Genomic DNA, 25,915 nt, shown 5'->3' on the forward strand with positions numbered 1-25,915 from the left:
GGCAACTCGGGCCATAATTGAGGTATGCGTGCCGAAAACCCGTCCCCCGCCCGTGACCGCGAGGCAAGCCCGTCCACCATGACCTGGCCGCTGCCCTCACGCGGCGTGCGCTGGGCGGCGATCGCCTCGCTCGTGGCGAACTTGGTGATCATCGCCACCGGCGGTCTCGTGCGCCTCACCGGTTCGGGCCTCGGCTGCAGCTCATGGCCGAAGTGCACGCCCGACGCATTCACCACCACCCCCGAGCAGGGCATCCACGGCCTGATCGAGTTCGGTAACCGCACGCTGACCGGTGCGCTGCTGATCATCGCCGCTTGGGCAGTGCTCGCCGTCTATGAGCTGCGTCGCACCGCCGACGGGTCGCGAACGCTGGGCATACCACTGACATTCACCCGCCACCCTGCACGTCGCGATCTGGTCGCGCTGGTCTGGATTCAGGTGGCTGGCATTCTGTTGCAAGCGGTCGTGGGTGGCATGGTGGTCATCTTCCACTTGACCTGGAACCTCGTGGGGTTTCACTATCTGCTCTCAATCGTGCTGGTGGCTCTCATGACCGTCTTCGTGGTACGCGCCCACAGCACCGCAGCGCCGCGCGAACGAGCGGTCGGCGTGCCCACAGCGATCATCACGCACATCATGACGCTGGTGCTCACTGTCACCGTGGTGCTCGGCGTGTTCGCCACGGGCTCAGGCCCGCACTCCGGCGACTTGTCTCAGGTGCAGCGCACCGGCATCGACGCCGAGCTGATCTACCACGTGCACGCCGTCTCCGCGTATCTGCTCTTCGCGCTCACCATTACCATCGTGGTGCTCGCACGCTTCGGCCCGGCACTGCTGCGCCGCTGGTCGGCCGCCCTGCTGCTTGTTGAACTGGTGCAGATCGCGGTCGGGGTGACGCAGGCTCGCCTGGCGCTGCCGGTGTCACTCGTACTGGTGCACATGGTGCTCGCGGGTGCGCTGACCGCTGCCGGAGTCGGCACGGTGCTCGCCCTGAAGCAGCCTCGTTCTGCCGCTGTCGCTGAAGGCGCAGACCGCTGAGTACCTCGGTCAGCTCGAACACGCACCGCTGGTGGGTGCTGGTGCTCACTGCGCTCGCCCAGCTGATGGTCGTGCTCGACGGTTCCATCATCACCATCGCGCTGCCGCGCGCGCAGGCCGATCTGCACATGAGCGACAGCCAGAGCCAGTGGGTGATCACCGCCTACGCACTGAGCTTCGGCACGCTGTTGCTGCTGGGCGGCCGTATTGCCGACTATTGGGGCCGCCGACGCACCTTCCTGGCCGGGATGCTCGGGTTCGGCATTGCCTCGGCATACGGCGGTCTGGTGCAGACTGGTATCGAGCTCATCATCGCCCGTGGTCTGCAGGGTGCTTTCGCTGCACTGATGGCTCCAGCGGCATTGGCGATTTTGACTACGACCTTCCCCAGCGGGCGCGACCGAGACATCGCCTTCACGATCTTCGGCGCGATCAGTGGTGCCGGCACCGGCATCGGCTTGCTGCTCGGTGGCACGCTCACCGAATTCTTGAGCTGGCGGTGGTGTCTGCTGGTCAACGTGCCCATCATGATCGGCGTGTTCGTGGCCACCTTGGCGATCATCACCGAAGGGCGCGCCGAGGGCCGGCATCGCTACGACCTGATCGGCACCGCCTTCGTCTGTTTCGGCCTGGGCAGCATCGTCTACGGCCTCACTCAGACAGAGCCGGGCAAGCACATCGGCCTCGGCGTCTTTCTGCTGATTGTCGGCGCACTGCTGCTCGCAGCGTTTGTCATCTCGCAGCGCAATGTGCGCGACCCGCTGCTGCCACTGCGCATCATCACTGACCCGGTGCGCGGCGGTGCGCTGATTCTGCAGCTGATCGCCGGATGCCTCACCATCGGCACGATGCTCTACCTCACGCGGCATCTGCAGCAAGTGCTGCATCTGGCACCACTGGCGGCTGGCATCGCGACGCTGCCGATGACTCTGGCAACCGGCATCGTCTCGCCGCTGTGCACCATTGCGTTGACCAGAGTTGGCCCGCGGCGCATGCTCATCATCGGTCCGGCGGTGTCTGGTGTGGCCATGCTCTGGCTCAGTCGCATCACCCCCGATGGCTCATATTGGGTGCAGGTGCTGCCCCCGCTCGTGCTGCTGGGCGCTGCGATGGCAATGGTCTTCGTGCCGGTGCAGAACCTCGCACTGTTGGGGGTCTCTCCTGCCGATTCAGGTGCTGCCAGTGCGGCGAACACCGCGACCACCCAGATCGGTGGTTCGATCGGTTTATCGGTCTACACCGCCCTGTACACGAGCTTCGCCGGAGCGCATCCTGACCCCGCGCACATGGTGATGGGCTTTCAGGCGGTCTTCGTCGCCACGGCAGTCACCTTGTTCATCGGCGCCTTCGTGGCGTACACGATGATCACCGACCCTCGCTATCGCAGACACCGTGAGTTCGGTGCCAAGCATGTGTCGTGACTGATCGAAGACATTCCTCAACAGCCCATCGAGCCAGGCACTGTTCGGGTAGATGTCGCCTGGAACGGCATCTGCGGCACCGATCTCCACGAGTTCGAAGACGGCAACAACTTTGTGCCGCCAGCTGGTCATCCCCATGTCATCTCAGGCGAATCCGCTCCGATTACGCTCGGTCACGAGTTCTCCGGTGTTGTCAGCGAGATCGGTGAAGGGGTGAACGACCTCGCCGTCGGCGATCACGTGGTCATTGAGCCCTACATCATCCACGACGACGTCGACACCACCGAAGCGAACCCCACATATCAGCTGTCGCCAGATATGAACTTCATCGGCTTGGCCGGCCGTGGCGGCGGACTGTCCGAGAACATCGTGGTCAAGCGTCGGTGGGTTCACCGCATCGACAAAAAGGTGCCCCTCGATGAGGCAGCACTCATCGAGCCGCTCACCGTGGCATATCACGCTGTGCGCCGCGCCGATCCCAAGCCCGGCGAGTGGGCGATTGTCGGTGGGGCTGGCCCCATCGGCCTGCTGGTCGGTGCCGTATTGAAGGCGCTCGGCCTTCACGTGGTCGTCTCAGAACTCAGCCCGCTGCGCCGACAGAAAGCTCTCGACGCACATTCGGCAGACTACGCGCTAAACCCTGCCGAGGTTGATGTCGTCGAAGAGGTTCGACGCCTCTCCGGCGGCGAAGGTGCCGACGTGGCTTTCGAAGCCACGAGCGTGCAGCCTGTGCTCGACACCTTGGTGGAGTCGCTGGCACCGTGCGGTCGCTTGGTCATCGTGGCGATCTGGAATCATCGCGCTGAATTCGACATCGAGCGCCTGCTGCTCAAAGAGATCGATATCCGCGGCTCGATCGCCTACGCGAACGACCACCCGAAGACAATCGAGCTGGTCGAATCAGGTCGCATCGACCTGAAGCCGTTCATCACTAAGAAAATCGCTCTCGAGCACCTCGTTGATGAGGGCTTCGACACGCTGATCAACCACAAAGAAACCGCGGTCAAGGTGCTGGTCTCGCCAAGCGGGGCAGGTCTCGAAGACTGATCTCACTGACTCAGTGACGAGCAATGGGCGGGTGCACCGGAAAATCGGCTGCATCCGCCCATTTCTCTCGAGAGGCTGGATTCAGCTCAGCCCGCCAGCGGCAGATGAATGAGCGGATCAATTGCGACCGCGATGAACAGCACGCTCAGGTAGGCGATTGAGCCGTGAAAGACGGTCATCGAGCGACTGCCGTCGCCACGGAGGCTCTCGGAATACAGAGCGTGTGTTTGATAGAGGAACCAGAGCCCGCTCACCACAGCGGTGACGGTGTAGATCCAGCCCATGTCACCGACTGGGATCAGCAGCAGCGAACCGGCCAGCAGCGCCCATGCGTACAGCACGATCTGCAGCCCGACGACACTGCGCCCGCGCACTACCGGCAGCATGGGCACGTCGGCCGTTGAGTAGTCTTCGCGGTATTTCACCGCCAACGGCCAATAGTGCGGAGGAGTCCAGAGGAAGATCAGCCCGAAAAGGATGAGTGCAGACCAGCTCAGCGAGCCGGTGACCGCAGCCCAGCCGATGAACACCGGCATGCAGCCAGCGATGCCGCCCCAGACGATGTTCTGGGCCGTGCGACGCTTGAGCAGCAGAGTGTAGACCACCACATAGAAGAAGATGGCGAACGCTGAGAGAAATGCGGCAAACCAGTTGGTGGTCAACCACAGCCAACCGATGGAGACCAGCCCCACGATCCAGGAGAACCCAAGCGCCTCGCGATCGGTGAGCGCCCCGGTGACCAGCGGACGGTTGCGCGTGCGGCGCATCAGCCGGTCGATGTCGCGGTCGATGTAGCAGTTGAACGCGTTGGCGCTGGCTGCACTGAGTGTGCCGCCGATCAGTGTGGTGAGTACGAGCCACAGACTCGGCATGCCCCGTTGCGCGAGGATCATCGTGGGGATGGTGGTCACGAGCAGCAGCTCGATGATGCGCGGCTTGCTCAGTGCCACATACGCCTGGGTTTTGGCGCGCAGGCGCTGCCCCAGTGATGGGGTGTCGTCGGTGATGCGCGTCACCTCGGTCACACTCACATTGGTCGTCACAGCAGTCTCATACCTTTCGGCAATGCCCACTTCGGAGCACGCGCACAGTTCACCGACAGTCTAAGGCACTATGGGCGCTCGCGCACTGCAGCTCCTTATACTGGTGATGCCCATCGAAGAACAGGAGTACCCGAGTGTCGAGCGTGCAGTGGAGTGTGTGGGATCAGAAGGCCGTGAACACGGCAAAAGTGTTGGCTGCCGACGCGGTCGAGAAGGTCGGCTCGGGGCATCCCGGCACCGCGATCTCCCTCGCTCCGGTCGCGTATCTGCTCTACCAGCGCTACCTGCGGCATGATCCCGCCGATCCCACCTGGATCGGTCGCGACCGTTTCGTGCTCTCCCCCGGTCACACATCGCTGACGCTGTACACACAGCTCTACTTCTCTGGCTACGGGCTCGAGCTCGACGATCTGCGCAGTCTGCGCACGGCCGGCTCGCTGACCCCCGGGCATCCTGAATACGGCCACACGCCCGGCGTCGAGATCACCACCGGCCCGCTGGGTCAGGGCTTGGCCAGCGCCGTCGGCTTTGCGTACGCCGAGCGTTTCGAGCGCAACCTGCTCGACCCAGACGCACCCGAGGGCACCAGCCCCTTCGACCACAACATCTATGTGATCGCCTCCGACGGTGACCTGCAAGAGGGGGTGACGGGCGAGGCCAGCTCTCTGGCTGGCAGCCAAGAGCTGGGTAGCTTGGTGGTCATCTACGACGACAATCACATCTCGATCGAAGACGACACCAACATCGCGTTCAGCGAGGATGTGCTGGCCCGGTATGAGGCATACGGTTGGCACACCCAGCGGGTCGACTGGACCAACAATGGCGGCGAGTACCGCGAAGACGTGTCAGCTCTGGCTGACGCTATCGACGCGGCCAAGGCCGAGACGCGACGCCCCTCGATCATCGCCCTGCGCACGATCATCGGCTGGCCTAGCCCCACCAAGGCAGACACCGGGGCCATCCATGGCTCCAAGCTCGGCGGCGACGAAGTCGCCGCACTCAAGCGTGAACTCGGCTTCGACGAGACCAAGACCTTCGATGTCGACCCCGAGGTGCTGGCGCACGTGCGTCAGGTCGCCGACCGCGGGGCTGAAGCCCACCGCGCATGGAACGAACGCTATGAGGCTTGGGAGGCCAGCCATCCAGCGAATGCTGCGCTGCTCAACCGTCTGCTCGGGCATCGGCTGCCTGCAGACCTCTCCGAAGCACTGCCGGTGTTCGAAGCAGGAAAGGCCATCGCTACCCGCGCAGCCAGCGGCAAAGTGATCAACGCACTCGCCCCGCTGCTGCCCGAGCTGTGGGGCGGTTCAGCCGACCTCGCCGGGTCGAACAACACCACGATCGAGGGCGCAGACTCCTTCGGCCCCGTCGATCGCACCACCGACACTTGGCACACCTCTCCGGCCGGTCGAGTGCTGCACTTCGGCATCCGCGAGCACGCCATGGCCTCGATTCTCAACGGCATCGTGCTGCACGGGCCGACCCGCCCGTTCGGCGGCACCTTCTTGATCTTCAGCGACTACCAGCGCCCGGCGCTGCGCCTGGCCGCGCTCATGGGCGTGCCCTCGATCTTCGTCTGGACCCATGACTCAATTGGTTTGGGCGAAGACGGCCCCACCCATCAGCCCGTCGAGCAGCTCGCCACGCTGCGTGCCATCCCCGACTTCACCGTGGTGCGCCCAGCCGACGCCAACGAGGTGGCCTACGCCTGGCTCGGTGTGCTCGGTCATCGCTCGGGCCCGGTCGGTTTGGTGCTCACGCGTCAGGCGGTGCCCACCTTCGAACGTGGCGATGACGCGCAGGGCGACACCCTTGCCCCAGCCGATGGAGTGCTGCGCGGGGCATACGTGCTCGCCGAAGCTCGCTCTGGCAATCCCGAGGTGCTGTTGATCGCGACCGGCTCAGAGGTGTCTCTGGCACTCGAGGCACGCGACGTGCTCGAGGGCGAGGGCATCGGCACTCGGGTGGTTTCAGCACCCAGCTTGGAGTGGTTCGCCGCGCAAAGCGACGAATACCGCGAGAGTGTGCTGCCGAAGGCGGTACGGGCACGAGTCAGCGTCGAGGCCGGCTCAGCTCTGACGTGGCGCGGCATCGTCGGTGACGCCGGGCGCTCCGTGAGCCTTGAGCACTATGGTGCCTCGGCATCAGCCAGTGAGTTGTTCGATGAATTCGGCATCACTTCGACCGCTGTTGCACAGGCCGCTCGCGAATCGCTCGCCGAAGTGAAAGGCAACTGAGATGACCAGCACCGCACTGCACGATCTGTCGGCCGCCGGGGTGAGCATCTGGCTCGATGATCTGAGTCGCTCCCGCCTTGATGACGGGAGTCTTGCCCGACTGCTCGACACCCATCACATCGTGGGTGTGACCACCAACCCGAGCATCTTCGACGCCGCAATCTCCAATGGTGCCGCCTACCGCCAGCAGATTGACGAGCTGGTCGCCGCCGGCACCGACGTTGACGGTGTAGTGCGCGCACTGACCACTGATGACGTGCGCCGGGCAGCCGATGTGCTGTCCACGGTGTATGCCGACACCGATGGTGTCGACGGCCAGGTCTCCATCGAGGTCGATCCTCGTTTGGCCGATGACGCCGAAGGCACGGTGGCACAGGCCATCGAGCTGTGGCGCAGCATCGACCGCCCAAACGTCATGATCAAGATTCCGGCCACCGACGCTGGGCTGCGCGCCATCCCGCGGGTGGTCGCTGAGGGCATCAGCGTCAACGTGACACTCATCTTCGGGCTGCCGCGCTACCGCGAAGTGATCAACGCGTGGCTTACCGGGCTGGAGCTCGCTCGCGATGCCGGCCGCGACATCCGCCCCATTCAGTCGGTGGCGTCGTTCTTCGTCTCGCGTGTCGACGTCGAGGTCAACCGACGCCTCGAACGTCTTGGCTTTGGCCCAACCGACGGACTGCACAACACTGCGGCTCTCGCGAACGCTCGTGCGGCGTACCAGGTGTTTCTCGACTCACTCGACACCGAACGTTGGCGCACGTTGGCCGCGGTTGGCGTGAGGCCTCAACGGCCGCTGTGGGCATCCACCGGTGTCAAAGACCCGGCGCTGCCAGACACCGCGTATGTTACCGGGCTGGTCGCTGCAGACACCGTGAACACCGTGCCGCAGGCCACGCTCGACGCAGTGTTCGATCACGGTGTGGTCAACGCTGGGCGTATTCCCCAGCAGATCGATGCGGCAAAAGACACGCTCGACCGCATTCAGGCCGTGGGTGTCTCACTCACCGAAGTCTCTGAAACCCTCGAAGCCGAGGGCGTGCAGAAATTCGTCGACGCCTGGCAGCATCTGCTTGCCACCGTCGAGACCGAGCTGAAGGAGCGCCGATGAGCACGATCACCGTCACCATTCCCGACCGTCGGGTCAGTGCCTCCGCGCAGGCGCTGCAGCGACTGATCGAGTCGTCATTCGCGTCTCGCCTGTGGAGCGGCGATGACACAATCTGGGGGGCCGAGGCACAGCCCGAGGCGTCGATTCGCCTGGGCTGGCTGCGGGCGGCCGAGATCAGCGCACCACTCGTGCCCGAAATTCTGGCTCTGCGCGATGCCCTCGCCGAGCGCGGCGTCGATCGCTTCGTGCTCGCTGGCATGGGCGGGTCGTCGCTGGCACCAGAGTTGATCACCCAGGCTGCGGGTGTGCGGCTGCACATTCTCGACACCACCGACCCCCAGCAGCTGCGCGCGGTCATCGAGCACGATCTCGACCGCACGGCCGTTGTGGTCTCTTCAAAGTCGGGCTCCACCCTCGAGACCGATTCGCAGCGCCGCGCCTATGAGCAGGCCTTCCGAGAAGCCGGCATCGACCCGGCCGAGCGCATCATCGTGGTCACCGACCCGGGGTCACCGCTCGACGAGAACGCTCGTGCAGCCGGGTACCGCGTGTTCAACGCCGATGCCAACGTCGGTGGCCGCTATTCCGCGCTCACCGCATTCGGGCTGGTGCCGTCTGGGCTGGCCGGTGTCGATATCGTCACGCTGCTCGATGAGGCCCGTGCGGCGTCAGCCGAGCTCGTGGCCGACAGCGTTGACAACCCCGCGCTGAGGCTGGCTGCGACGCTGGCAGCTGATCCCGCGCAGGTCGATAAATTCGCCGTGGCCGCCGGTGACGGCAAGCTTGCGCAGCTGCCCGCATGGATCGAGCAGTTGGTCGCTGAGTCCACCGGCAAACAGGGCGTCGGTGTGCTGCCGATCGCGGTTCGGGTGCACTCCCCCGAAATCACCAGCCCGACCGCCGATGTGCAGCCGGTGCTGGTCGGCACCTCGTTCGAGCCGCTTGCCGAGTACTCGCTAAGTGGTGCGCTGAGCGTCGTCGCACCGCTGGGCGCGCAGCTTCTGGTCTGGGAGGTCGCCACGGCGGCACTTGGCGCATTGCTCGAGATCAACCCGTTCGATCAGCCCGATGTTGAGAGCGCGAAGGCTGCGGCGCGTGCGTTGCTCGAGCATCCGCTCGACGACGCGAAGCCGGCGTATACCGAAGCCGGTGTGCGCGTCTATGCTCCTGGTGCACAGCCCGACCTGCACGCGGTGTCGTCGCTGACCGGTGCGCTCGAGGCGCTGTTCGCCACGCTCGACCCTGAGCTTGGTTACCTGGCCGTGCAGATCTACGCCGACCGACTGGGTCACAATGCTCTCGAGCAGGTGCGCGACGAGTTCGCGCAGGCGCTGAACCGCCCGGTGACCTTCGGATGGGGCCCTCGCTTCCTGCACTCTACCGGCCAGTATCACAAGGGTGGCCCTGCTGAGGGCGTGTTCTTGCAGATCACTCGGGTGAGCGACGATGCCTTGGCCATTCCCGACCGCCCGTTCGGGTTCGCTCAACTGCTGCGCGCCCAGGCCACCGGAGACGCCCAGGTGCTGGCCGATCACGGCCTGCCCGTGCTGCGCATCGAGATCGACGACGACGCACACTTGCAGCAGGTGCTGCAGACTGCCGTGTCTGTCGCTGGTCGGCAGGTCGGCGAGGCATGAGCCAGACGCAGCCGCTGGGGCTGAACCCGCTGCGCTCGGCCGATGACCGTCGCCTGTTGCGCATCGCCGGCCCCGGCGCGCTCGTGATCTTCGGTGTGACCGGCGATCTCGCACAGCGCAAGCTGCTGCCTGCGGTCTATGACCTTGCCAACCGGGGGCTGCTGCCACCGGGGTTCAGCTTGGTCGGCTTCGGTCGCCGCGAGTGGAGCCATGAGCAGTTTGCCGAGTTCGTCGCCCAGAGCGTGCGCCGATCGGCCCGCACGCCGTTTCGCGAGTCGGTTTGGCAACAGCTGTCAGCTGGGCTCCGATTCGTCAGCGGCGCCTTCGACGACCCGGCGGCCTATGCCACGCTCAGCGAGGTGCTCAGCGAACTCGAGAGCTCGCGCGGCACTCGTGGCAACGCCGCGTTCTACCTCTCGATTCCACCCCGCCACTTCTCTGATGTGTGCGATCGCCTGGCTCGTGAAGGTCTGGCCGACCACGACGAGAACACCTGGCGACGCGTGGTCATCGAGAAGCCCTTCGGTCACGACCTCGAGAGCGCGCAGCGTCTCAACGCCGTGGTCGAGCAGGTGTTCGCACGCGACGACATTTTTCGCATCGATCACTATCTCGGCAAAGAGACCGTGCAGAACATCTTGGCGTTCCGCTTCGCCAACAGCGTGTTCGAGCCGCTGTGGAATGCGAACTACGTCGACCACGTGCAGATCACCATGGCCGAAGACATCGGCATCGGCGGGCGCGCCGGATACTACGACGGCATCGGTGCAGCTCGTGACGTCATTCAGAACCACCTGCTGCAGCTGCTCGCGCTGACCGCCATGGAAGAGCCCACTTCATTCGACCCGCGCGCACTGCGTAGCGAGAAGATCAAAGTGCTGAACGCCGTCGGGCTGCCCGACGATCTCGCCGCCAACACCGCACGCGGGCAGTATCTCGGCGGCTGGCAGGGCGGTCGCGAAGTCGTGGGCTACCTCGACGAAGAGGGCACAGCGCCCAATTCGGTCACTGAGACCTATGCGGCATTCCGGGTGGATGTGCACACCAGACGCTGGGCTGGGGTGCCGTTCTATCTGCGGGCTGGCAAGCGTCTCGGGCGACGCGTCACTGAGATTGCTCTGGTCTTCAAGCGCATTCCTCAGCTGCTATTCACCGAGCATCAGACCGCGGCCCTCGGGCAGAACGCTCTGGTGATCCGCGTACAGCCAGAAGAGGGCATCACCATCCGCTTCGGATCGAAAGTGCCCGACACCAACATGGAGGTTCGCGATGTGAGCATGGACTTCGGGTACGGCCACTCCTTCACCGAGTCGAGCCCCGAGGCCTATGAGCGGCTGATTCTCGATGTGCTGCTCGGCGAGCCACCGCTGTTTCCGCAGCACCGAGAGGTGGAGCTGAGCTGGCGCATCCTTGACCCCATCGAGCGCTTCTGGGCGGCCTCGGGCCAGCCAGAAGGGTATCGCCCCGGAACTTGGGGCCCGGCCTCGGCCGACGCCATGCTCGCCCGCGAAGGAAGAACCTGGCGACGCCCATGATCATCGAACTCACCGACACCGACACCACCGCGATCTCGAAACAACTTGTGCGGGCACGCGAGCAGACCGGGCTGGGCACGCTCGGCCGTGTGCTCACGCTGGTGGTCTTCACCGACGCAGCACATGAGGCCGCCGCCATCGCAACTGCCGATGACACCGCGCGCGAGCACTCCATGCGTGTGATCGTCGTGGTGGCCGCGCCCGACGATACCGTCGATCGCGTTGATGCGCAGCTGCGTCTGGGTACCGATACCGGGGCCAGCGAGGTCATCGTGATTCGCGCCCGCGGTTCGGTCGCCTCAGCGCTCGACACCCTGGTTATCGGCCTCCTGCTGCCCGACACCCCCGTGGTGCTGTGGTTCACCGGCGGTCAGCCCATCAGTCAGGCGGGTGCCCTCGACACCTTGGCCGTGCGCCGCATCACTGATGTGTCGCAGACCGAAGACCCCGTGCGCGGCCTTCGTGAACTCGCCCGCGAATATCGGCCTGGCGCCACTGATCTGGCCTGGGCACAGCTCAGCCTGCTGCGCGGACAGCTCGCGGCCACCCTCGATCAGCCGCCGTTTCTGACCGTCACCCAAGTCGCCGTCAGCGGTGACCCGTGCAAGCCCGAGTTGCGGCTGCTTGCCGCATGGCTGGCTCAGCGTCTCGGGGTACCCGTGCAGATTACGCGAGCCGAGTCGGTGCTCTCCGTGCTCGAGGTGCGGCTGACCCGCCCCGACGGCGACATCGTGCTCACCGGCGACCCGCAGGCTGGTCTCAGCCGCCTGCAGGTGCCTGACCTGCCCGAGCAGACCATCCCGCTGACCCAACGCACCGCTGCCGAGTGTCTCTCCGAAGATCTACGCAGCCTCGATGAAGACACCGTCTACGCGCAAGTGCTGCGGCACGGCCTGCCACTGGTCGCCGACGCCGCCGACGCCGCCGTTCGCCGCTCATGACTCGAGTCTGGCGGCATCTGCAGGTCGCCGATCTCAATGAAGCCGTCGACGCGGCGGCTCGTGCGGTGCTGCACACCCTCGAGACGTGCGAACACCCGCAGATCGGGCTCACCGGAGGCACCGCCGGTACGCTGCTGACCAAACGCCTGGCTGCGACAGACACTCCCGGGTGGCGCCAAGCGACCCTCTGGTACGGCGACGAGCGCTGGCAGCCGCTGGAGCATCCTGACCGCAACGATCTGACTGCCGTGCAGCAGGCCAGCCTCTCCCCCGCCTTCGCGCAGGCCCGCCTCGAACGCGTCGCAGCGCCTGCGCAGATGACGTTGGATGCGGCTGCCGCAGACTATGCCGAGCGTCTCGCCGCAGCCGCCCCGGCCGACGCCCAAGGCACCCCCGTTCTCGATGTACTCGTGCTCGGCATCGGCCCTGACGGCCATGTGGCGTCGCTGTTTCCGCAGCACCCGGTGTTCACGAGTGATCTGCAGCTGCTCGCCGAGCACCGCCTCGAAGAGGGCGCGCTCACCCATGCGGTGTCGCACAGCCCGAAACCACCCGCACAGCGGGTCACGCTCTCACTGCGCACGATTCGCGCGGCACGTCAGGTGGTGCTGCTGGGGGCTGGTGCGCAGAAAGCCGATGCCGTCGCCCACGTGCTGCAGACGGCGCTGCGACCCGAGCCGATCGCCGATGCAACGGCTCTGCCCGCTGCGGTCAGTGTTGGAGCAGAGTCGACGCTGCTGATCAGCAGCGAATAACGGCCTGCCGCCTCGATCAGAATGCAGTCGAGGCCGACAGGCCGAAAAGGCGCCCGCAGGCGCAAGTGCTGGGTTGTATCAGAGCTGGTCGAAGCGAACGAGCAGACCGATGCCCACGATCGAGATGAACCAGACGCTGCTGATGATGATCGTGATGCGGTTGAGGTTGCGCTGAGCCACGCCCGACGAGTTGAAGCTGCTGGTGGTGCCGCCGCCGAACATATCGCTCAGACCGCCGCCGCGCCCCTTGTGCAGCAGGATGAGCAGGGTCAGCAGAATGCTGGTCACTGTCAGCAGCACGTTGAGGGTAATGATCAGAGCAGTCACATCGGCCTTTCGTCAGTCGCCCGTCGGCAACTCTCCAAGTATACGTATATGCGGTTCAGTTCGTGCGCACATGTTTGCGGAACTGGGCGATCTGCGCGAATTTGGTGGCGTCAAGGCTTGCGCCCCCGACCAGCGCACCGTCAATATCGGGCTGGGCCAGGAAGCCAGCCACGTTGTCGACCGCGACCGAGCCGCCATAGAGCACGCGCACGGATGCCGCCCAGGCCTGCGCCTGCGCCTCACCGAGCGTCGGGGTCAGCGAGTCTGCCACGGCAGCCCGCAGGCGCGCGATGACCTGTTGTGCCTGCTCTGGCGACGCCGCTTGGCCGCTGCCGATTGCCCAGACCGGTTCGTAGGCCACCACCAGCGGCGCAGCATCGGGCTCGACGCCGTCGAGATCGGCTGCAATGGTCTCAAGCACGGCGGTCAGCTGTGCCACTGGCACGGCTGCAGGCCCCTGCGCTTCGAGATCATCAGCGGTCTCGCCGACACAGATGACCGGCACGAGCCCGTTGCGACGCGCAGCGATGGTCTTCTGCGCCACGACCTCATCGGTCTCGTGATGGTACTGACGCCGTTCGGAGTGACCGACCAGGGCGTAGCGCGCGTCGAGCTTGGCGATGAACGCACCAGAGATCTCGCCGGTGTATGCACCGCTGTCGTGCACCGATAGGTCTTGCGCGCCGTAGGTGATCGGCAGACGGTCTGCGGCGACCAGCGACTGCACGCTGCGCAGGTCGGTGAACGGCGGAAACACCGCAACTTCGACGTCATCGAAGTCGTGATCTGCGTCACGAAGAGTCCAAGCGAGCTTCTGCACGAGCGCGATGGCGTGCAGATGGTCGATGTTGTTCTTCCAGTTGCCCGCGATCAGTGGGGTGCGGTTGCTCATGCGGCCTGCCACCCGAGCACCTCAAGGCCGGGCAGAGTCTTGCCCTCGAGCAGCTCGAGGCTCGCTCCCCCGCCGGTCGAGATGTGCCCGAAGTCGGTGTCAGAGAAGCCGAACGCCCGCGCAGCTGCCGCCGAGTCGCCGCCGCCGATGACGGTGTACCCGTCAGAGTCGGCCAGGGCCTGCGCCACCGTGCGGGTCCCCCCCGCGAAGGGCTCGAACTCGAACACGCCGAGCGGGCCGTTCCAGAAGACGGTCTTGGAGGCCTTGACCACTTCGGCATACTCGGTGGCGGTTTCAGGGCCCACATCGAGACCCAGCGCGGTCTTGCCCAGCGGGCTCGCCTCGATCGCATCGACCGGGGTGACCGCATGTGCCGCATCGGCAGCGAACTTGTCGGCAACCACAATGTCGACGGGCAGATGCACGTGCACGCCGAGCCGCTCAGCCTCATCGAGGTAGTCACGGGCACGATCGATCTGGTCGGCTTCGACCAAGGAGGCGCCGATGGCGTCGCCACGAGCTGCCAGGAACGTATAGACCATGCCCCCGCCGATCAGAATGTGGTCGACCTTCGGCAGCAGATTGTCGATGACGGCGATTTTGTCAGAGACCTTCGAGCCACCCAGCACCACGGTATAGGGGCGCTCCGGCGAATCGAGCAGACGGCCGAGCGCGGCGAGTTCGCTCTCGATCAGCAGCCCGGCTGCGTGCGGTAGCAGGGTGGCCAGCTCGTAGACGCTCGCCTGCTTGCGATGCACCACGCCGAACCCATCTGAGACGTAGGCATCGCCAAAAGCGGCCAGTTCGCGAGCGAACGCCAGGCGCTCGTCTGCGTCTTTCGAGGTCTCTGCGGCGTTGAAGCGCAGGTTCTCGAGCACCAGCACCTGCCCCGGAGCCAGCGCGGCGACCTTGGCCTGCGCATCGGCACCAACGGTGTCTACGGCGAAGGCCACCGGCCGACCGAGCAGCTCGGCGAGGCGCTCGGCTGCCGGACGAAGCGACAGCTCGGGCACTACCGCACCCTTGGGCCGACCAAGGTGAGCAATGATGACCAGCGCAGCCCCGGCATCCAGCAGTCGCTGATAGGTGGGCAGCGAGGCACGGATGCGGCCGTCATCGGTGATCACACCGTCGGCCAGCGGCACATTGAGGTCGCTGCGCACAATGACGCGGCGGCCGTTGAGGTCAGGCAGGGAGTCGAGCGTCTGCAGTGCCATGGATCAGGCGAGCTTCGAGGCGACGAGCGACGTGAGATCGACGACACGGCGAGAGTAGCCGTATTCGTTGTCGTACCAGCCGACGAGCTTGACAGTGTTGCCGATCACGCGCACCAGCGGTGCGTCGAAGATCGTGGAGTGGCCGTTGCCGACGATGTCGCTTGAGACGATCGGTGCTTCGCTGTATTCGAGGATGCCCGCGAGTTCGCCATCGGCAGCCTCACGGTAGACCTCGAGGATGTCTTCGACAGACACGGTGCGCGACGATTCGATGGTGACGTCGGTCAGCGAGCCGTCGGGCACGGGCACCCGAACGGCGAACCCGTCAAGTTTGCCTTTGAGTTCGGGCAGCACCAGGCCGATGGCCTTGGCCGCACCAGTCGAGGTGGGCACGAGGTTGACTGCAGCCGAACGGGCGCGGCGCAGATCTTTGTGCTTGGAGTCGACCAGACGCTGATCGCCGGTGTACGCGTGCACCGTGGTCATCAGGCCGCGCTCAATGCCGAAGTGGTCGAGGAAGGGCTTGAGCAGCGGCGCCAGGCAGTTGGTAGTGCACGATGCGTTCGAGATGACATGCTGGGTCTCGGGGTCGTACTGGTCGTCGTTGACGCCCATGACGAACGTGCCGTCTTCGTGCTTGGCAGGAGCAGTGATGACGACCTTCTTGGCGCCGGCCTCAAGGTGCGCGCGCGCCTTGTCTGCGTCGTTGAACTTGCCGGTGCCCTCGATGACGATGTCGACGCCGAGGTCGCCCCAGCCGAGTTCGGCGGGCTCGCGGGAGCTCAGCGCGGTGATCTCTTTGCCGTCGATGAGCAGCTTGCCCTCGGCGGTCTGCACGTCGTGGTTCCAGATGCCGTGCACGGAATCGTACTTGAGCAGGTGAGCCTGAGTCTCAAGGTCGCCCAAATCGTTGGCCGCCACGATCTCGAAGCCGGTCTCCGGCTGATCGAGGGCCGCGCGCAGGACAGTCCTGCCAATGCGACCGAACCCATTGATGCCAACTCGAACTGTCACGAGCGTTCTCCTTGATGTTCAGATTTCACGTGCACGACGGATTCCCCGCCGGTGTCATTCTACGGGAGATCACGGTCTGAATTCACCTGACACGGCGATGGAACCACCACCCGCACCGGTGGCAACCGGCGGCCGCAGACGCGACGAAGCCCCGCATCCTGGGGTGGATGCGGGGCTTCGAAACGCACTCGCGCGTAGCTTTCAATCTCTGCCGACCGGCGCGCGACGTCGAGGGTCAGCGAGCGATGAGGCCCTTGCCCGCGGTGCGAGCGGTCTCGAGACGAGCGGCAACATCTTGCCAGTTGGTGATGTTCCAGATGGCCTTGACGTAGTCGGCCTTGACGTTGAGGTAGTCGAGGTAGAAGGCGTGCTCCCACATGTCAACGAGGAACAGTGGCACCGTGCCGGTGGCGTGCTCGCTCTGGTGATCGTGCCACTGCTCGACCAGCAGCTTCTCGCTCAGCGAATCGTAGGTGAGCGCGGCCCAGCCAGAGCCCTGGATGCCCAGAGCAGCAGCAGCGAACTGGCCCTGGAACTTCTCGAATGAGCCGAAGTTCTCGGTGATGGCAGCGTCGAGCTCGCCCTCGGGGCGCTGGGTCTCAGGGGTGAGGTTCTCCCAGAACACGGTGTGGTTGGCGTGGCCGGCGAGGTTGAACGCGAGGTCTTTCTCGAGCTTGTTGATGTTGGCGAAATCGCCCGACTCGCGTGCGGCCTCAAGCTGCTCGAGCGCGGTGTTGGCGCCCTTTACATAGGTCGCGTGATGCTTGTCGTGGTGCAGTTCCATGATCTTGCCGCTGATGTTGGGCTCGAGCGCGCTGTAGTCGTAGGGCAGCTCGGGAAGTGTGTAGACAGCCATGAAGACTCCTCATTAGTCGTTCCGTGCGTGAGCCTCGGTTGGGGCTCGTTTCATTGAGTGTAGTCACCCAAGCGCCCGCGGGGCACGACATGCGGAAAGTTGTCACGACACGTTCACTGAACGCGAAATCGCGGGTGGATGCCGCACTCGCCTCGCGGGCTCAGGCCACGTCTTCGGGCACGTTCGAGTCAGTACCCGGCACACCGAGCTCTTCGGCCCGCTTGTCTGCCATGGCGAGCAGCCGGCGGATGCGCCCGGCGACCGCGTCTTTGGTCAGCGGTGGGTCGGCCAGGCGCCCGAGTTCGTCGAGACTGGCCTGCCGATGTGCCAGGCGCAGCTGCCCCGCATAGCGCAGGTGCTCGGGAATCTCGTCACCCAGAATCTCGAGTGCGCGCTCGACGCGGGCCCCCGAGGTGACCGCGGCCTGTGCCGACCGACGCAGGTTGGCGTCGTCGAAGTTCACCAGGCGGTTGACGTTGGCGCGCACCTCTTTGCGGCGGCGCACGTCTTCCCAGTCAGCCAGCGTATGCGTGGCGCCGAGCAGACGCAGCAGAGCGGCAATGGCATCGGGCTCGCGAACCACCACGCGGTGCGCGTTGCGAATCTCGCGGGCCTTGACGGAGACGCCCAACCGGCGGGCATTGCCCACGAGCGCCATGGCCGCCTCGTTCAGCGGCGCGGTGATCTCGAGCGAGCTGGAGCGTCCGGGGTCGGTGAGCACGCCTGCGGCGAGGAATGCGCCACGCCACACTGCCGCGGAAATCGCCGGCGACCCGTTGACCAACGCACTCGGCAGACCGCGGATGGGGCGGTTGCGAGCATCGATGAGCCCGGTCTGGCGGGCCAGAATCTCACCACCGCGAGAAATGCGCACGAGGTATTCGTCGGCCCCGCTGACCGCGTCGACCACCTGAGAGCGTGTGCCATAGAGCTCATAGAGAGCTTTCTGCACGCGATCGGTGAGCTCGGGCGAGTCAAGGGTCACCTCGACGACCAGTACGCCGGAGATCTGATGGAGCCCTCCCCCGAACCGCAGCGTGGTCGCCAGTTCAGCGGCACGCTCGCGCCCATGCGCGTATCGATGTCTGATCAGCTCGTGTTTGACCTGTGATGTCAACGGCACGGAGGGTCATTCCTTTCCGAGGTCACGATGCGTGACCTTGACCGAGAGTCGGGGATGTTGGGCCAGTCGTCTGGCCATCTCGATGGCGCTTGCCACCGAACGATGCTTGCCGCCGGTGCAGCCGAAAGCGAACATCGCGTGTCTCTTGTTCTCACGCAGGTAACCCGCCAGCACTGTGGTGAGCGCACGTTCGTATTCGTCGAGAAACTCTTTGGCGCCCGGCTGCGAGAGCACGAAGTCGCTGACCGCTCGGTCTTCACCGGTCTTGCTGCGCAGCGATTCGTCCCAGAATGGGTTGGGCAGAAAGCGCATATCGGCGACCATGTCAGCGTCGAGCGGCAGCCCGTATTTGAACCCAAAGCTGGTGATCGTCACCGTGACGGTGTCAGCCTGCGCCTCGCCGAACAGTTCGAACACGCGATTGGTCAGCTGGTGCACGTTCATGGTCGTCGTGTCGATGATGGTCTGCGCCCGACTGCGCAGGCCGCTCAGACGCTGCCGCTCCGCGCGAATGCTGTCGAGCAGCGTGCCACCGACCTGCAGCGGGTGGGGTCGACGAACCTTCTCGAAACGCCGCACCAATGACTCGTCGCTGGCTTCGAGGTAGACGACGTTGACGCGCACTTCAAGCCCGTCCAGCTCGTCGAGCTGTGCCTCGAGGTCACTGAACAACTCACCGCCACGCACGTCGATAACGACGGCGAGGCGGTCGATCTCGTGTGCCGGATCTTCGATGAAGTGCGCGAGCGGCACCAGCATCTTGGGCGGGAGGTTGTCGATGACGTACCAGCCCAGGTCTTCGAGCGCGTTGGCAACCGTGGAGCGCCCTGCACCGGAGAGCCCGGTCAGGATCAAGAACTCACTGCTCACTGGCTTTCCCTTCGCGACTGACCGTCTTTACAATAGCGGCATTTTCATGCTGCCACGTCACCAGCCGCTGAGCAGTGGTCGGCCCGATGCCTTCTACCTCGCATAGCTGCTGAACGCTGGCCTGGGCGATACGCGCTGGCGACCCAAAGTGTCGCAGCAGATCTCGAGCACGGCGCGCACCAACGCCGGGCACCGCGGCCAGGCCGGTCTCGTAGGCTTTGGTGCGGGAGTTGCGCTGATAGGTGATGGCGAAGCGGTGGGCCTCGTCGCGAATGCGCTGCACCATGAACATGGCTTCGCTGTTGCGACGCAGGATGACCGGGTAGTCGTCATCGGGCACCCAGAGTTCTTCGAGGCGTTTGGCGATACCCGCAAGGGCGATGCGCCCGCTCAGCCCCGCTTCGTCGATGGCGCGCTGAGCCGCCGCGACCTGTGGAGCGCCACCGTCGACGATGATCAGCCCCGGAAAATACGAGAACGAGGGTTTCTGCTGCCCATCGGTGTCGGGAGTCTCGTCGTTGAGGTGGGCCAGCCGCCGCGTGATCACTTGGTGAATGGAGGCGGTGTCGTCGGTGGTGCCGGTGATCGAGAATTTGCGGTAGTCGCGCTTCTTGGGCAGACCGTCTTCGAAGACCACCATCGAGGCCACCACATCGGTGCCCCCGAGGTGCGAGATGTCATAGCACTCCATGCGCAGCGGGGCCTCGGCGAGCCTGAGGGCATCCGCAATCTCGGTCAAGGCCATCGAACGGGCGGTGTAGTCGCTAGATCGCTTCATTTTGTACTGCCGTAGCGCTTCGGCCGCGTTCGCGGTCACGGTGTGCTGCAGCGAGAGCTTCTCGCCGCGTTGAGGCACGTGCAGGTGCACCGGGCCCTGACGGCGTTCGCGCAGCATCTCAGTGATCGCGTCGGCGCCGGCGGGCATCGTCGGCAGCAGAATCTGCACCGGCACCTCGAGTGGGTCGTCGTCTTCGTCGAGGTAGATGTGCTGCAGCGCCTGGTTCAAGAATTCGGCAGTGTCGACTTCGAGCTCTTTGTCGATCAGCCAGGTGCGCACGCCGCGGATGCGGCCACCGCGCACGGTGAACACATGCACCGCTGCGTTGAGTTCGTCTTCGAACAACCCCAGCACGTCGGCGTTGTCGTGGTCAGAGAGCACTACCGATGAACTGGCCAGCACCGAATCGAGTGCCTGCAATTGGTCGCGCAGTTTTGCCGCCTCTTCGAACTCCAATGCGTCGCTGGCCGCCTGCATGCGACCTCGGAGATCGCGAATGTACGTTTGGTCGTGCCCCGACATGAACCGGATCACGTCGTCGACAATGGCTCGGTGGGCCTCGATGCTGACTCGGCCGACGCAGGGTGCCGAGCACTTGCCGATATCGCCGAGCAGGCACGGCTTGCCGCTGCGCTGGGCGGCCTTCAGTGTGGAGGCTTTGCAGCTGCGCATCGGAAAGACCTTGAGCAGTGAGTCGATGGTGGTGCGCAGTGGGTACACCTTGACGTAGGGGCCGAAGTAGCGGTCGCCCCGCTTGTGCCGCCCACGGGTGATCGCCACCCGGGGAATCTCCTCAGAGGTGGTCACCGTCAGGTAGGGGTACGATTTGTCGTCTTTGAACTGCACGTTGAACGGCGGATCGAACTGCTTGATCCAGGTGTATTCGAGCTGCAGTGCCTCGAATTCGCTGCCCACGATGGTCCATTGCAGATCGCGTGCGGTGGTCACCATGCGGCGCGTGCGCTCGTGCAACGTCTCGAGCGGAGCGAAGTAGCTGCTCAGCCGGGCCCGCAGATTCTTGGCTTTGCCCACGTAGATGACACGGCCGCTGCCATCAAGCCAGCGATACACCCCCGGTTTTGAGGGAATGTCACCGGTACGCGGACGCCACGAGAGAGCGTCGGACATGGTCAGCTCGCCGCCGCACGATCGAGAATCTCAGCCAAGAATCGCCCGGTATGACTGCCCGGCGTGGCCGCGACCTGCTCGGGTGTGCCCTGCGCGATGACTGTGCCGCCGCCAGAACCACCTTCGGGCCCCATGTCGATGATCCAGTCGGCGCTCTTGATCACGTCGAGGTTGTGCTCGATCACGATGACGGTGTTGCCCTTGTCAACGAGCTCTTCGAGCACCACGATCAATTTGCGCACATCTTCGAAGTGCAGGCCCGTGGTGGGCTCGTCGAGCACGTAGACGCTGCGCCCGGTGGAACGGCGCTGCAGCTCGGTCGCGAGCTTTACGCGCTGGGCTTCGCCCCCAGAGAGCGTTGTCGCGCTCTGGCCGAGGGTCACGTAGCCCAGCCCAACGTCAACGAGGGTCTGCAGGTAGCGATGAATGGCGCGGATGGGCTCGAAGAACTCGGCCGCCTCGGCGATCGACATGTCGAGCACCTCGGCGATGTTGCGGCCTTTGTAGGTCACGGCCAGGGTGTCGCGATTGTAGCGCGCGCCGTGACAGACCTCGCAGTCGACATACACGTCGGGCAGAAAGTTCATCTCGATTTTCAGCGTGCCATCGCCGCCACATGCTTCGCAGCGGCCGCCCTTGACGTTGAATGAGAAGCGCCCAGGCTGATATCCGCGCACCTGCGCTTCAGGAGTTTGGGCGAAGAGCTTGCGAATGTGGTCGAACACCCCGGTGTAGGTGGCCGGGTTGGAGCGTGGGGTGCGCCCGATCGGGCTCTGATCGACATGCACGACCTTGTCGAGCTGGTCGATGCCGGTGACTCGCGTGTGTTTGCCGGCCACTGCCCGTGCACGATTGAGACGCTGCGCGAGCACGCGGTAAAGGATGTCGTTGACCAGCGTAGATTTACCTGAGCCACTGACTCCGGTGACTGCGGTGAGCACACCAACGGGGAACGACACATCGACATTACGCAGATTGTTCTCGCGCGCACCGACCACCTTGATCTGCCGCTGTTTCGAGGTTTTGCGACGCTTGGCCGGCACTGGAATGCTGCGACGACCGGCGAGATAGTCACCGGTGATCGACTCGCGGTTTTCGAGCAGCTCGGCATAGGTGCCGGAGTGAATGACCCGACCGCCTTCGACGCCGGCACCGGGGCCGATGTCGACGATCCAGTCGGCCGCCTGAATGGTCTCTTCGTCGTGCTCGACCACCAGCAGCGTGTTGCCTAGGTCGCGCAGCTTGAGCAGGGTCTCGATGAGTCGTCGATTGTCGCGCTGGTGCAGGCCGATGCTCGGCTCGTCAAGCACGTAGAGCACTCCGGTGAGCCCTGAGCCGATCTGGGTGGCGAGTCGGATGCGCTGAGCCTCACCACCAGAGAGCGTGCCAGCCGAACGCTCCAATGACAGGTACCCGAGCCCCACCTCGAGCAGGAAGTCGAGTCGAGCGCGAATCTCGCGCAGCACCGGGGCCGCGATGGCTGCCTGACGTTCGTCGAGTGTGAGCTCTGCGAAGAAACGCTGAGCCGCATCAAGCGGCATGCGCACGACATCCCAAATGCTCAGACCGTCGACCTTGACGGCGAGCACCTCGGGCTTAAGTCGGGCGCCGTGGCACACCGCACAGGGCACCTCGCGCAGGTATTGACCGTAGCGCTCGCGAGCCGCATCGCTCTCGGCCTCACGCCAATGGCGCTCGATATACGGGATCACCCCTTCAAACCCGGAGGTGTATTTGATGTCGCGCCCGAAACGGTTGCGATAGCGCACCTTGACCGAGAAGTCTTTGCCGTGCAGCACGATATCGCGAGCTGCCTGTGGCAGCCGGCGCCACGGCGTGGTCAGCGAGAAGTCGTTGTCGGCAGCCAGACTCCCGAGCACGTGCGTGAAGAAGTTCGACAGCCCCTTGCCTTGAGTGCTCCACGGCAGAATGGCCCCATCAGCGATCGAGGCGTCGGGGTCACCGATGATCAGATCGTCGTCGACAGCCATGGCGGTGCCGAGGCCTGAGCACTCGGGGCAGGCGCCGAAGGGCGCGTTGAACGAGAAGGTGCGCGGTTCGAAGTCGGTCACCGTGATGTCGTGACCGTTGGGGCACGACAACTTCTCTGAAAAGGTGCGCCGCCGCCCGGCGTCATCGGCTTCGAGCGAGACGAAGTCGGCGACCACCACACCCTCGGCGAGCTTGAGCGCCGTCTCGACAGAATCGGTCAGACGCGTCTCGATGCCCGGCTTGGCCACGAGTCGGTCGACGACCACATCGATGCTGTGCTTGTACGACTTCTTGAGTTTGGGCGCCTCAGACAGCTGCACCATCTCACCGTCGACCACAGCGCGGGCGAACCCCTGCGCCTGCAGGTTGGCGAACAGGTCGACGAACTCACCCTTGCGCTGCTGCACCACGGGCGCCAGCACCTGAAAGCGCGTACCCGTCTCAAGGCGCATCAGAGAGTCGACGATCTGCTGCACCGTCTGACGTTCGATGGGAGCGTCACACACCGGGCAGTGCGGTGTGCCGGCGCGGCTGAACAGCAGGCGCAGATAGTCGTAGATCTCAGTGATGGTGCCCACCGTTGAACGTGGGTTGCGGTTGGTCGACTTCTGATCGATCGACACGGCCGGGCTCAGCCCCTCGATGAAGTCGACATCGGGGCGGTCGACTTGCCCCAAGAATTGCCTCGCGTAGGCCGACAGGCTCTCGACGTAGCGTCGCTGGCCCTCGGCGAAGATGGTGTCGAATGCCAGCGAAGACTTGCCCGAGCCGCTCAACCCGGTAAACAGCACCAGCGAGTCACGGGGAAAGCTCACGTCGATGTTGCGCAGATTATGCACGCGTGCGCCGCGCACCACCAGCTGATTGTCGGTGTCGGGGGTCTTGTGCATTATCGTCCTGTCTGCCCGGCGGACTGTGCCGCACGCAGCTCGGTTTTGAGGTCACGCAGTTCGTCGCGCAGACGCGCTGCCAGCTCGAACTGCAGCTGTCTGGCGGCCTCGAGCATTTGGTCGTTGAGATCGGCGACGAGCTGCTCGAGTTCGCCGGCGGTATGCGCGTCACGCGGAGCTGGCCCCGTCTGCTCAGTGCTGCCGACTAGGCGCCGGGTGTCGCTGTCTTCGCGAATGAGCTGGTCGGTGATATCGGCGATGCGTTTGCGCAGCGGCTGCGGGTCGATGCCGTGATCGGCGTTGTACTTCTGCTGAATCTCGCGACGGCGGTTGGTCTCATCGATGGCCCTGGCCATCGAGTCGGTGATCTTGTCGGCATACATGTGCACCTCGCCGCTGACGTTGCGGGCGGCGCGACCAATGGTCTGCACCAGTGAGGTGGTCGAGCGCAGAAAGCCCTCTTTGTCGGCATCAAGGATGGCCACCAGGCTGACTTCGGGAAGGTCGAGCCCCTCACGAAGCAGGTTGATGCCCACCAGCACGTCGAACGATCCGCGTCTGAGCTCGGTGAGCAGCTCGACACGGCGGAGGGTGTCGACGTCGGAGTGCAGGTATTCGACGCGCACACCGTTCTCAGAGAGGTACTCGGTGAGGTCTTCAGACATCTTCTTGGTGAGTGTGGTCACTAGCACGCGCTCATCGCGCTCGACCCGCAGCCGGATTTGTTCGAGCAGGTCGTCGATCTGCCCCTTTGAGGGCTTGACCACGATGAGCGGGTCGATCAGCCCCGTCGGGCGGATGATCTGTTCGACAACACCATCGGCGTGGTCGAGTTCATAGTTGCCCGGAGTCGCTGAGAGGTAGACCGTCTGCCCCACCCGCTGCTCGAACTCGTTCCAGCGCAGCGGCCGGTTGTCCATGGCGCTGGGCAGGCGAAACCCGTGCTCGACGAGTGTGCGCTTGCGCGACATGTCGCCTTCGAACATGCCGCCGATCTGCGGCACGGTGACGTGCGACTCGTCGATGACGGTGAGAAAGTCGTCGGGAAAATAGTCGAGCAGGCAGTGCGGTGGCTCACCGGGTGATCGCCCGTCGATGTAGCGCGAGTAGTTCTCGATGCCCGAGCAGAAACCGATCTGCTCGAGCATCTCAAGATCGTAGGTGGTGCGCATTTTGAGGCGCTGGGCTTCGAGCAGTTTCTGCTGTTTGTCGAACACCTGCAGCTGCGCGTCGAGGTCGTCGCGGATCTCGTTCATGGCACGGCGCATCGTGGCGTCACTGGCGACGTAGTGCGACGCCGGAAAGATCGCGACCGACTCGATGGGTTTGATGATCTCGCCGGTAAGTGGATGCAGTTGACTCATCGACTCGATCTCGTCGCCGAACAGCTCGATGCGCAGCGCCACTTCGTCGTACATGGGGATGATCTCGATGGTGTCGCCGCGCACGCGGAAGTTGCCGCGTACGAACTCGACATCGTTGCGCTTGTACTGCATCGCGAGAAAGTGGCGAATCAGATCGTCGCGGTCGAACTGATCACCGACGTGCAGCGGCAGCATGGCTTGCAAGTATTCTTCGGGTGTGGCCAGGCCGTAGATGCACGAGACCGTCGAAACCACCACGACGTCGCGACGACTGAGCAGCGACCGAGTGGCCGAGTGCCGCAGGCGCTCGACCTCGCTGTTGATCGAGGAGTCTTTCTCGATGAAAGTGTCGGTCTGCGGCACGTAGGCCTCGGGCTGGTAATAGTCGTAGTACGACACGAAGTACTCAACCGCATTGTGCGGCAGCAGCTCGCGAAACTCATTGGCCAGCTGCGCAGCGAGCGTTTTATTGTGCGCGAGCACCAGCGTCGGCCGCTGCAGCCGTTCGATCAGCCAGGCGGTGGTGGCTGATTTGCCGGTGCCGGTTGCGCCAAGCAGCACCACGTCGCGTTCACCGTCTTGGATGCGGCGGGCAAGCTCGTCGATGGCCTGGGGCTGATCGCCCGACGGCTGATAGGGGCTCTCCACCTTGAAGGGGTGGACTTCACGAGTCGGCTGCACGCGTTCAGTGTACCAACC

At 64.6% G+C, this 25,915-nt stretch carries 20 protein-coding genes; 9 read left to right on the forward strand and 11 right to left on the reverse strand.

The genetic code is table 11. From position 1 onward, the window contains the following. Positions 1 to 24: 24 nt before the first annotated feature. The 3 genes from G557_RS10605 to G557_RS10615 are packed head-to-tail and all read left to right on the forward strand — an operon-like array spanning position 25 to position 3,506. A complete protein-coding gene (locus tag G557_RS10605; RefSeq protein ID WP_051223950.1) occupies positions 25 to 1,038 on the forward strand; it encodes a COX15/CtaA family protein in 1,014 nt (337 codons plus the stop codon). Positions 1,039 to 1,079: 41 nt separating this feature from the next. Beyond that, positions 1,080 to 2,459 (forward strand): MFS transporter, encoded by a 1,380-nt coding sequence (locus G557_RS10610; protein WP_245542731.1) that lies wholly within the window; start codon positions 1,080 to 1,082, stop codon positions 2,457 to 2,459. Beyond that, positions 2,460 to 3,506, forward strand: a complete 1,047-nt coding sequence (locus tag G557_RS10615; protein WP_051223952.1) for a 2,3-butanediol dehydrogenase — start codon at positions 2,460 to 2,462, stop codon at positions 3,504 to 3,506. Between the two features lie 86 nt (positions 3,507 to 3,592). On the opposite strand, the gene G557_RS0100280 is transcribed toward G557_RS10615, so the two are convergent. Further along, the gene (locus G557_RS0100280; protein WP_036960423.1) at positions 3,593 to 4,522 is read right to left on the reverse strand and encodes a heme o synthase; all 930 of its coding nucleotides are present in this window, start codon (positions 4,520 to 4,522) and stop codon (positions 3,593 to 3,595) included. A 161-nt stretch (positions 4,523 to 4,683) separates the two neighbouring features. On the opposite strand from G557_RS0100280, the gene tkt reads away from it, so the two are divergent. Genes tkt through pgl form a run of 6 tightly spaced genes read left to right on the forward strand, consistent with a single transcriptional unit; the run spans position 4,684 to position 12,765 of the window. Beyond that, entirely contained in the window at positions 4,684 to 6,786 is a 2,103-nt protein-coding gene (tkt, locus tag G557_RS0100285) for a transketolase (protein WP_028244508.1), read from the forward strand. A gap of 1 nt (position 6,787) precedes the next feature. Further along, positions 6,788 to 7,897 carry a transaldolase gene (gene tal, locus G557_RS0100290; protein ID WP_028244509.1) on the forward strand — a complete coding sequence of 370 codons (1,110 nt, stop codon included), beginning with the start codon at positions 6,788 to 6,790 and terminating at the stop codon, positions 7,895 to 7,897. Continuing rightward, positions 7,894 to 9,534, forward strand: a complete 1,641-nt coding sequence (locus G557_RS0100295; protein ID WP_028244510.1) for a glucose-6-phosphate isomerase — start codon at positions 7,894 to 7,896, stop codon at positions 9,532 to 9,534. The genes tal and G557_RS0100295 overlap by 4 nt, the downstream gene beginning before the upstream one ends. Continuing rightward, positions 9,531 to 11,069, forward strand: coding sequence for a glucose-6-phosphate dehydrogenase (gene zwf, locus G557_RS0100300; protein ID WP_028244511.1), 1,539 nt, complete (start codon positions 9,531 to 9,533; stop codon positions 11,067 to 11,069). Before G557_RS0100295 ends, zwf begins: the two co-directional genes overlap by 4 nt. Further along, positions 11,066 to 12,010: a glucose-6-phosphate dehydrogenase assembly protein OpcA gene (locus G557_RS0100305; RefSeq protein WP_028244512.1), complete on the forward strand. Its 945-nt coding sequence runs from the start codon at positions 11,066 to 11,068 to the stop codon at positions 12,008 to 12,010. Before zwf ends, G557_RS0100305 begins: the two co-directional genes overlap by 4 nt. After that, positions 12,007 to 12,765, forward strand: a complete 759-nt coding sequence (gene pgl / locus G557_RS10620) for a 6-phosphogluconolactonase (RefSeq protein WP_051223954.1) — start codon at positions 12,007 to 12,009, stop codon at positions 12,763 to 12,765. The genes G557_RS0100305 and pgl overlap by 4 nt, the downstream gene beginning before the upstream one ends. Positions 12,766 to 12,843: 78 nt before the next feature. Here pgl and secG read toward each other — a convergent pair whose 3' ends face one another. The 10 genes from secG to uvrB all read right to left on the reverse strand — a co-directional run bounded on the left by secG (position 12,844) and on the right by uvrB (position 25,897). Then, the gene (gene secG, locus G557_RS0100315) at positions 12,844 to 13,092 is read right to left on the reverse strand and encodes a preprotein translocase subunit SecG (protein ID WP_028244513.1); all 249 of its coding nucleotides are present in this window, start codon (positions 13,090 to 13,092) and stop codon (positions 12,844 to 12,846) included. A 55-nt stretch (positions 13,093 to 13,147) separates the two neighbouring features. Beyond that, the gene (gene tpiA / locus G557_RS0100320) at positions 13,148 to 13,984 is read right to left on the reverse strand and encodes a triose-phosphate isomerase (RefSeq protein ID WP_028244514.1); all 837 of its coding nucleotides are present in this window, start codon (positions 13,982 to 13,984) and stop codon (positions 13,148 to 13,150) included. Next, positions 13,981 to 15,201 carry a phosphoglycerate kinase gene (locus G557_RS0100325; protein WP_028244515.1) on the reverse strand — a complete coding sequence of 407 codons (1,221 nt, stop codon included), beginning with the start codon at positions 15,199 to 15,201 and terminating at the stop codon, positions 13,981 to 13,983. The genes tpiA and G557_RS0100325 overlap by 4 nt, the downstream gene beginning before the upstream one ends. Before the next feature lie 3 nt (positions 15,202 to 15,204). Beyond that, positions 15,205 to 16,215 carry a type I glyceraldehyde-3-phosphate dehydrogenase gene (gap, locus tag G557_RS0100330; protein ID WP_028244516.1) on the reverse strand — a complete coding sequence of 337 codons (1,011 nt, stop codon included), beginning with the start codon at positions 16,213 to 16,215 and terminating at the stop codon, positions 15,205 to 15,207. Positions 16,216 to 16,450: 235 nt separating this feature from the next. Beyond that, positions 16,451 to 17,071 carry a superoxide dismutase gene (locus tag G557_RS0100335; RefSeq protein WP_028244517.1) on the reverse strand — a complete coding sequence of 207 codons (621 nt, stop codon included), beginning with the start codon at positions 17,069 to 17,071 and terminating at the stop codon, positions 16,451 to 16,453. Between the two features lie 160 nt (positions 17,072 to 17,231). After that, positions 17,232 to 18,194, reverse strand: a complete 963-nt coding sequence (whiA, locus tag G557_RS0100340) for a DNA-binding protein WhiA (RefSeq protein WP_028244518.1) — start codon at positions 18,192 to 18,194, stop codon at positions 17,232 to 17,234. Positions 18,195 to 18,200: 6 nt separating this feature from the next. Further along, the gene (rapZ, locus tag G557_RS0100345; RefSeq protein ID WP_028244519.1) at positions 18,201 to 19,064 is read right to left on the reverse strand and encodes an RNase adapter RapZ; all 864 of its coding nucleotides are present in this window, start codon (positions 19,062 to 19,064) and stop codon (positions 18,201 to 18,203) included. Next, positions 19,054 to 20,970: an excinuclease ABC subunit UvrC gene (gene uvrC / locus G557_RS10625; protein ID WP_051223956.1), complete on the reverse strand. Its 1,917-nt coding sequence runs from the start codon at positions 20,968 to 20,970 to the stop codon at positions 19,054 to 19,056. The genes rapZ and uvrC overlap by 11 nt, the downstream gene beginning before the upstream one ends. A 2-nt stretch (positions 20,971 to 20,972) precedes the next feature. Then, positions 20,973 to 23,852 (reverse strand): excinuclease ABC subunit UvrA, encoded by a 2,880-nt coding sequence (gene uvrA / locus G557_RS0100355; protein ID WP_028244520.1) that lies wholly within the window; start codon positions 23,850 to 23,852, stop codon positions 20,973 to 20,975. Beyond that, a complete protein-coding gene (gene uvrB, locus G557_RS0100360; RefSeq protein ID WP_028244521.1) occupies positions 23,852 to 25,897 on the reverse strand; it encodes an excinuclease ABC subunit UvrB in 2,046 nt (681 codons plus the stop codon). The genes uvrA and uvrB overlap by 1 nt, the downstream gene beginning before the upstream one ends. Between the last annotated feature and the right edge of the window lie 18 nt (positions 25,898 to 25,915).

The sequence above is a fragment of the Pseudoclavibacter soli DSM 23366 genome, assembly GCF_000423505.1.
GTDB lineage: Bacteria > Actinomycetota > Actinomycetes > Actinomycetales > Microbacteriaceae > Pseudoclavibacter_A > Pseudoclavibacter_A soli.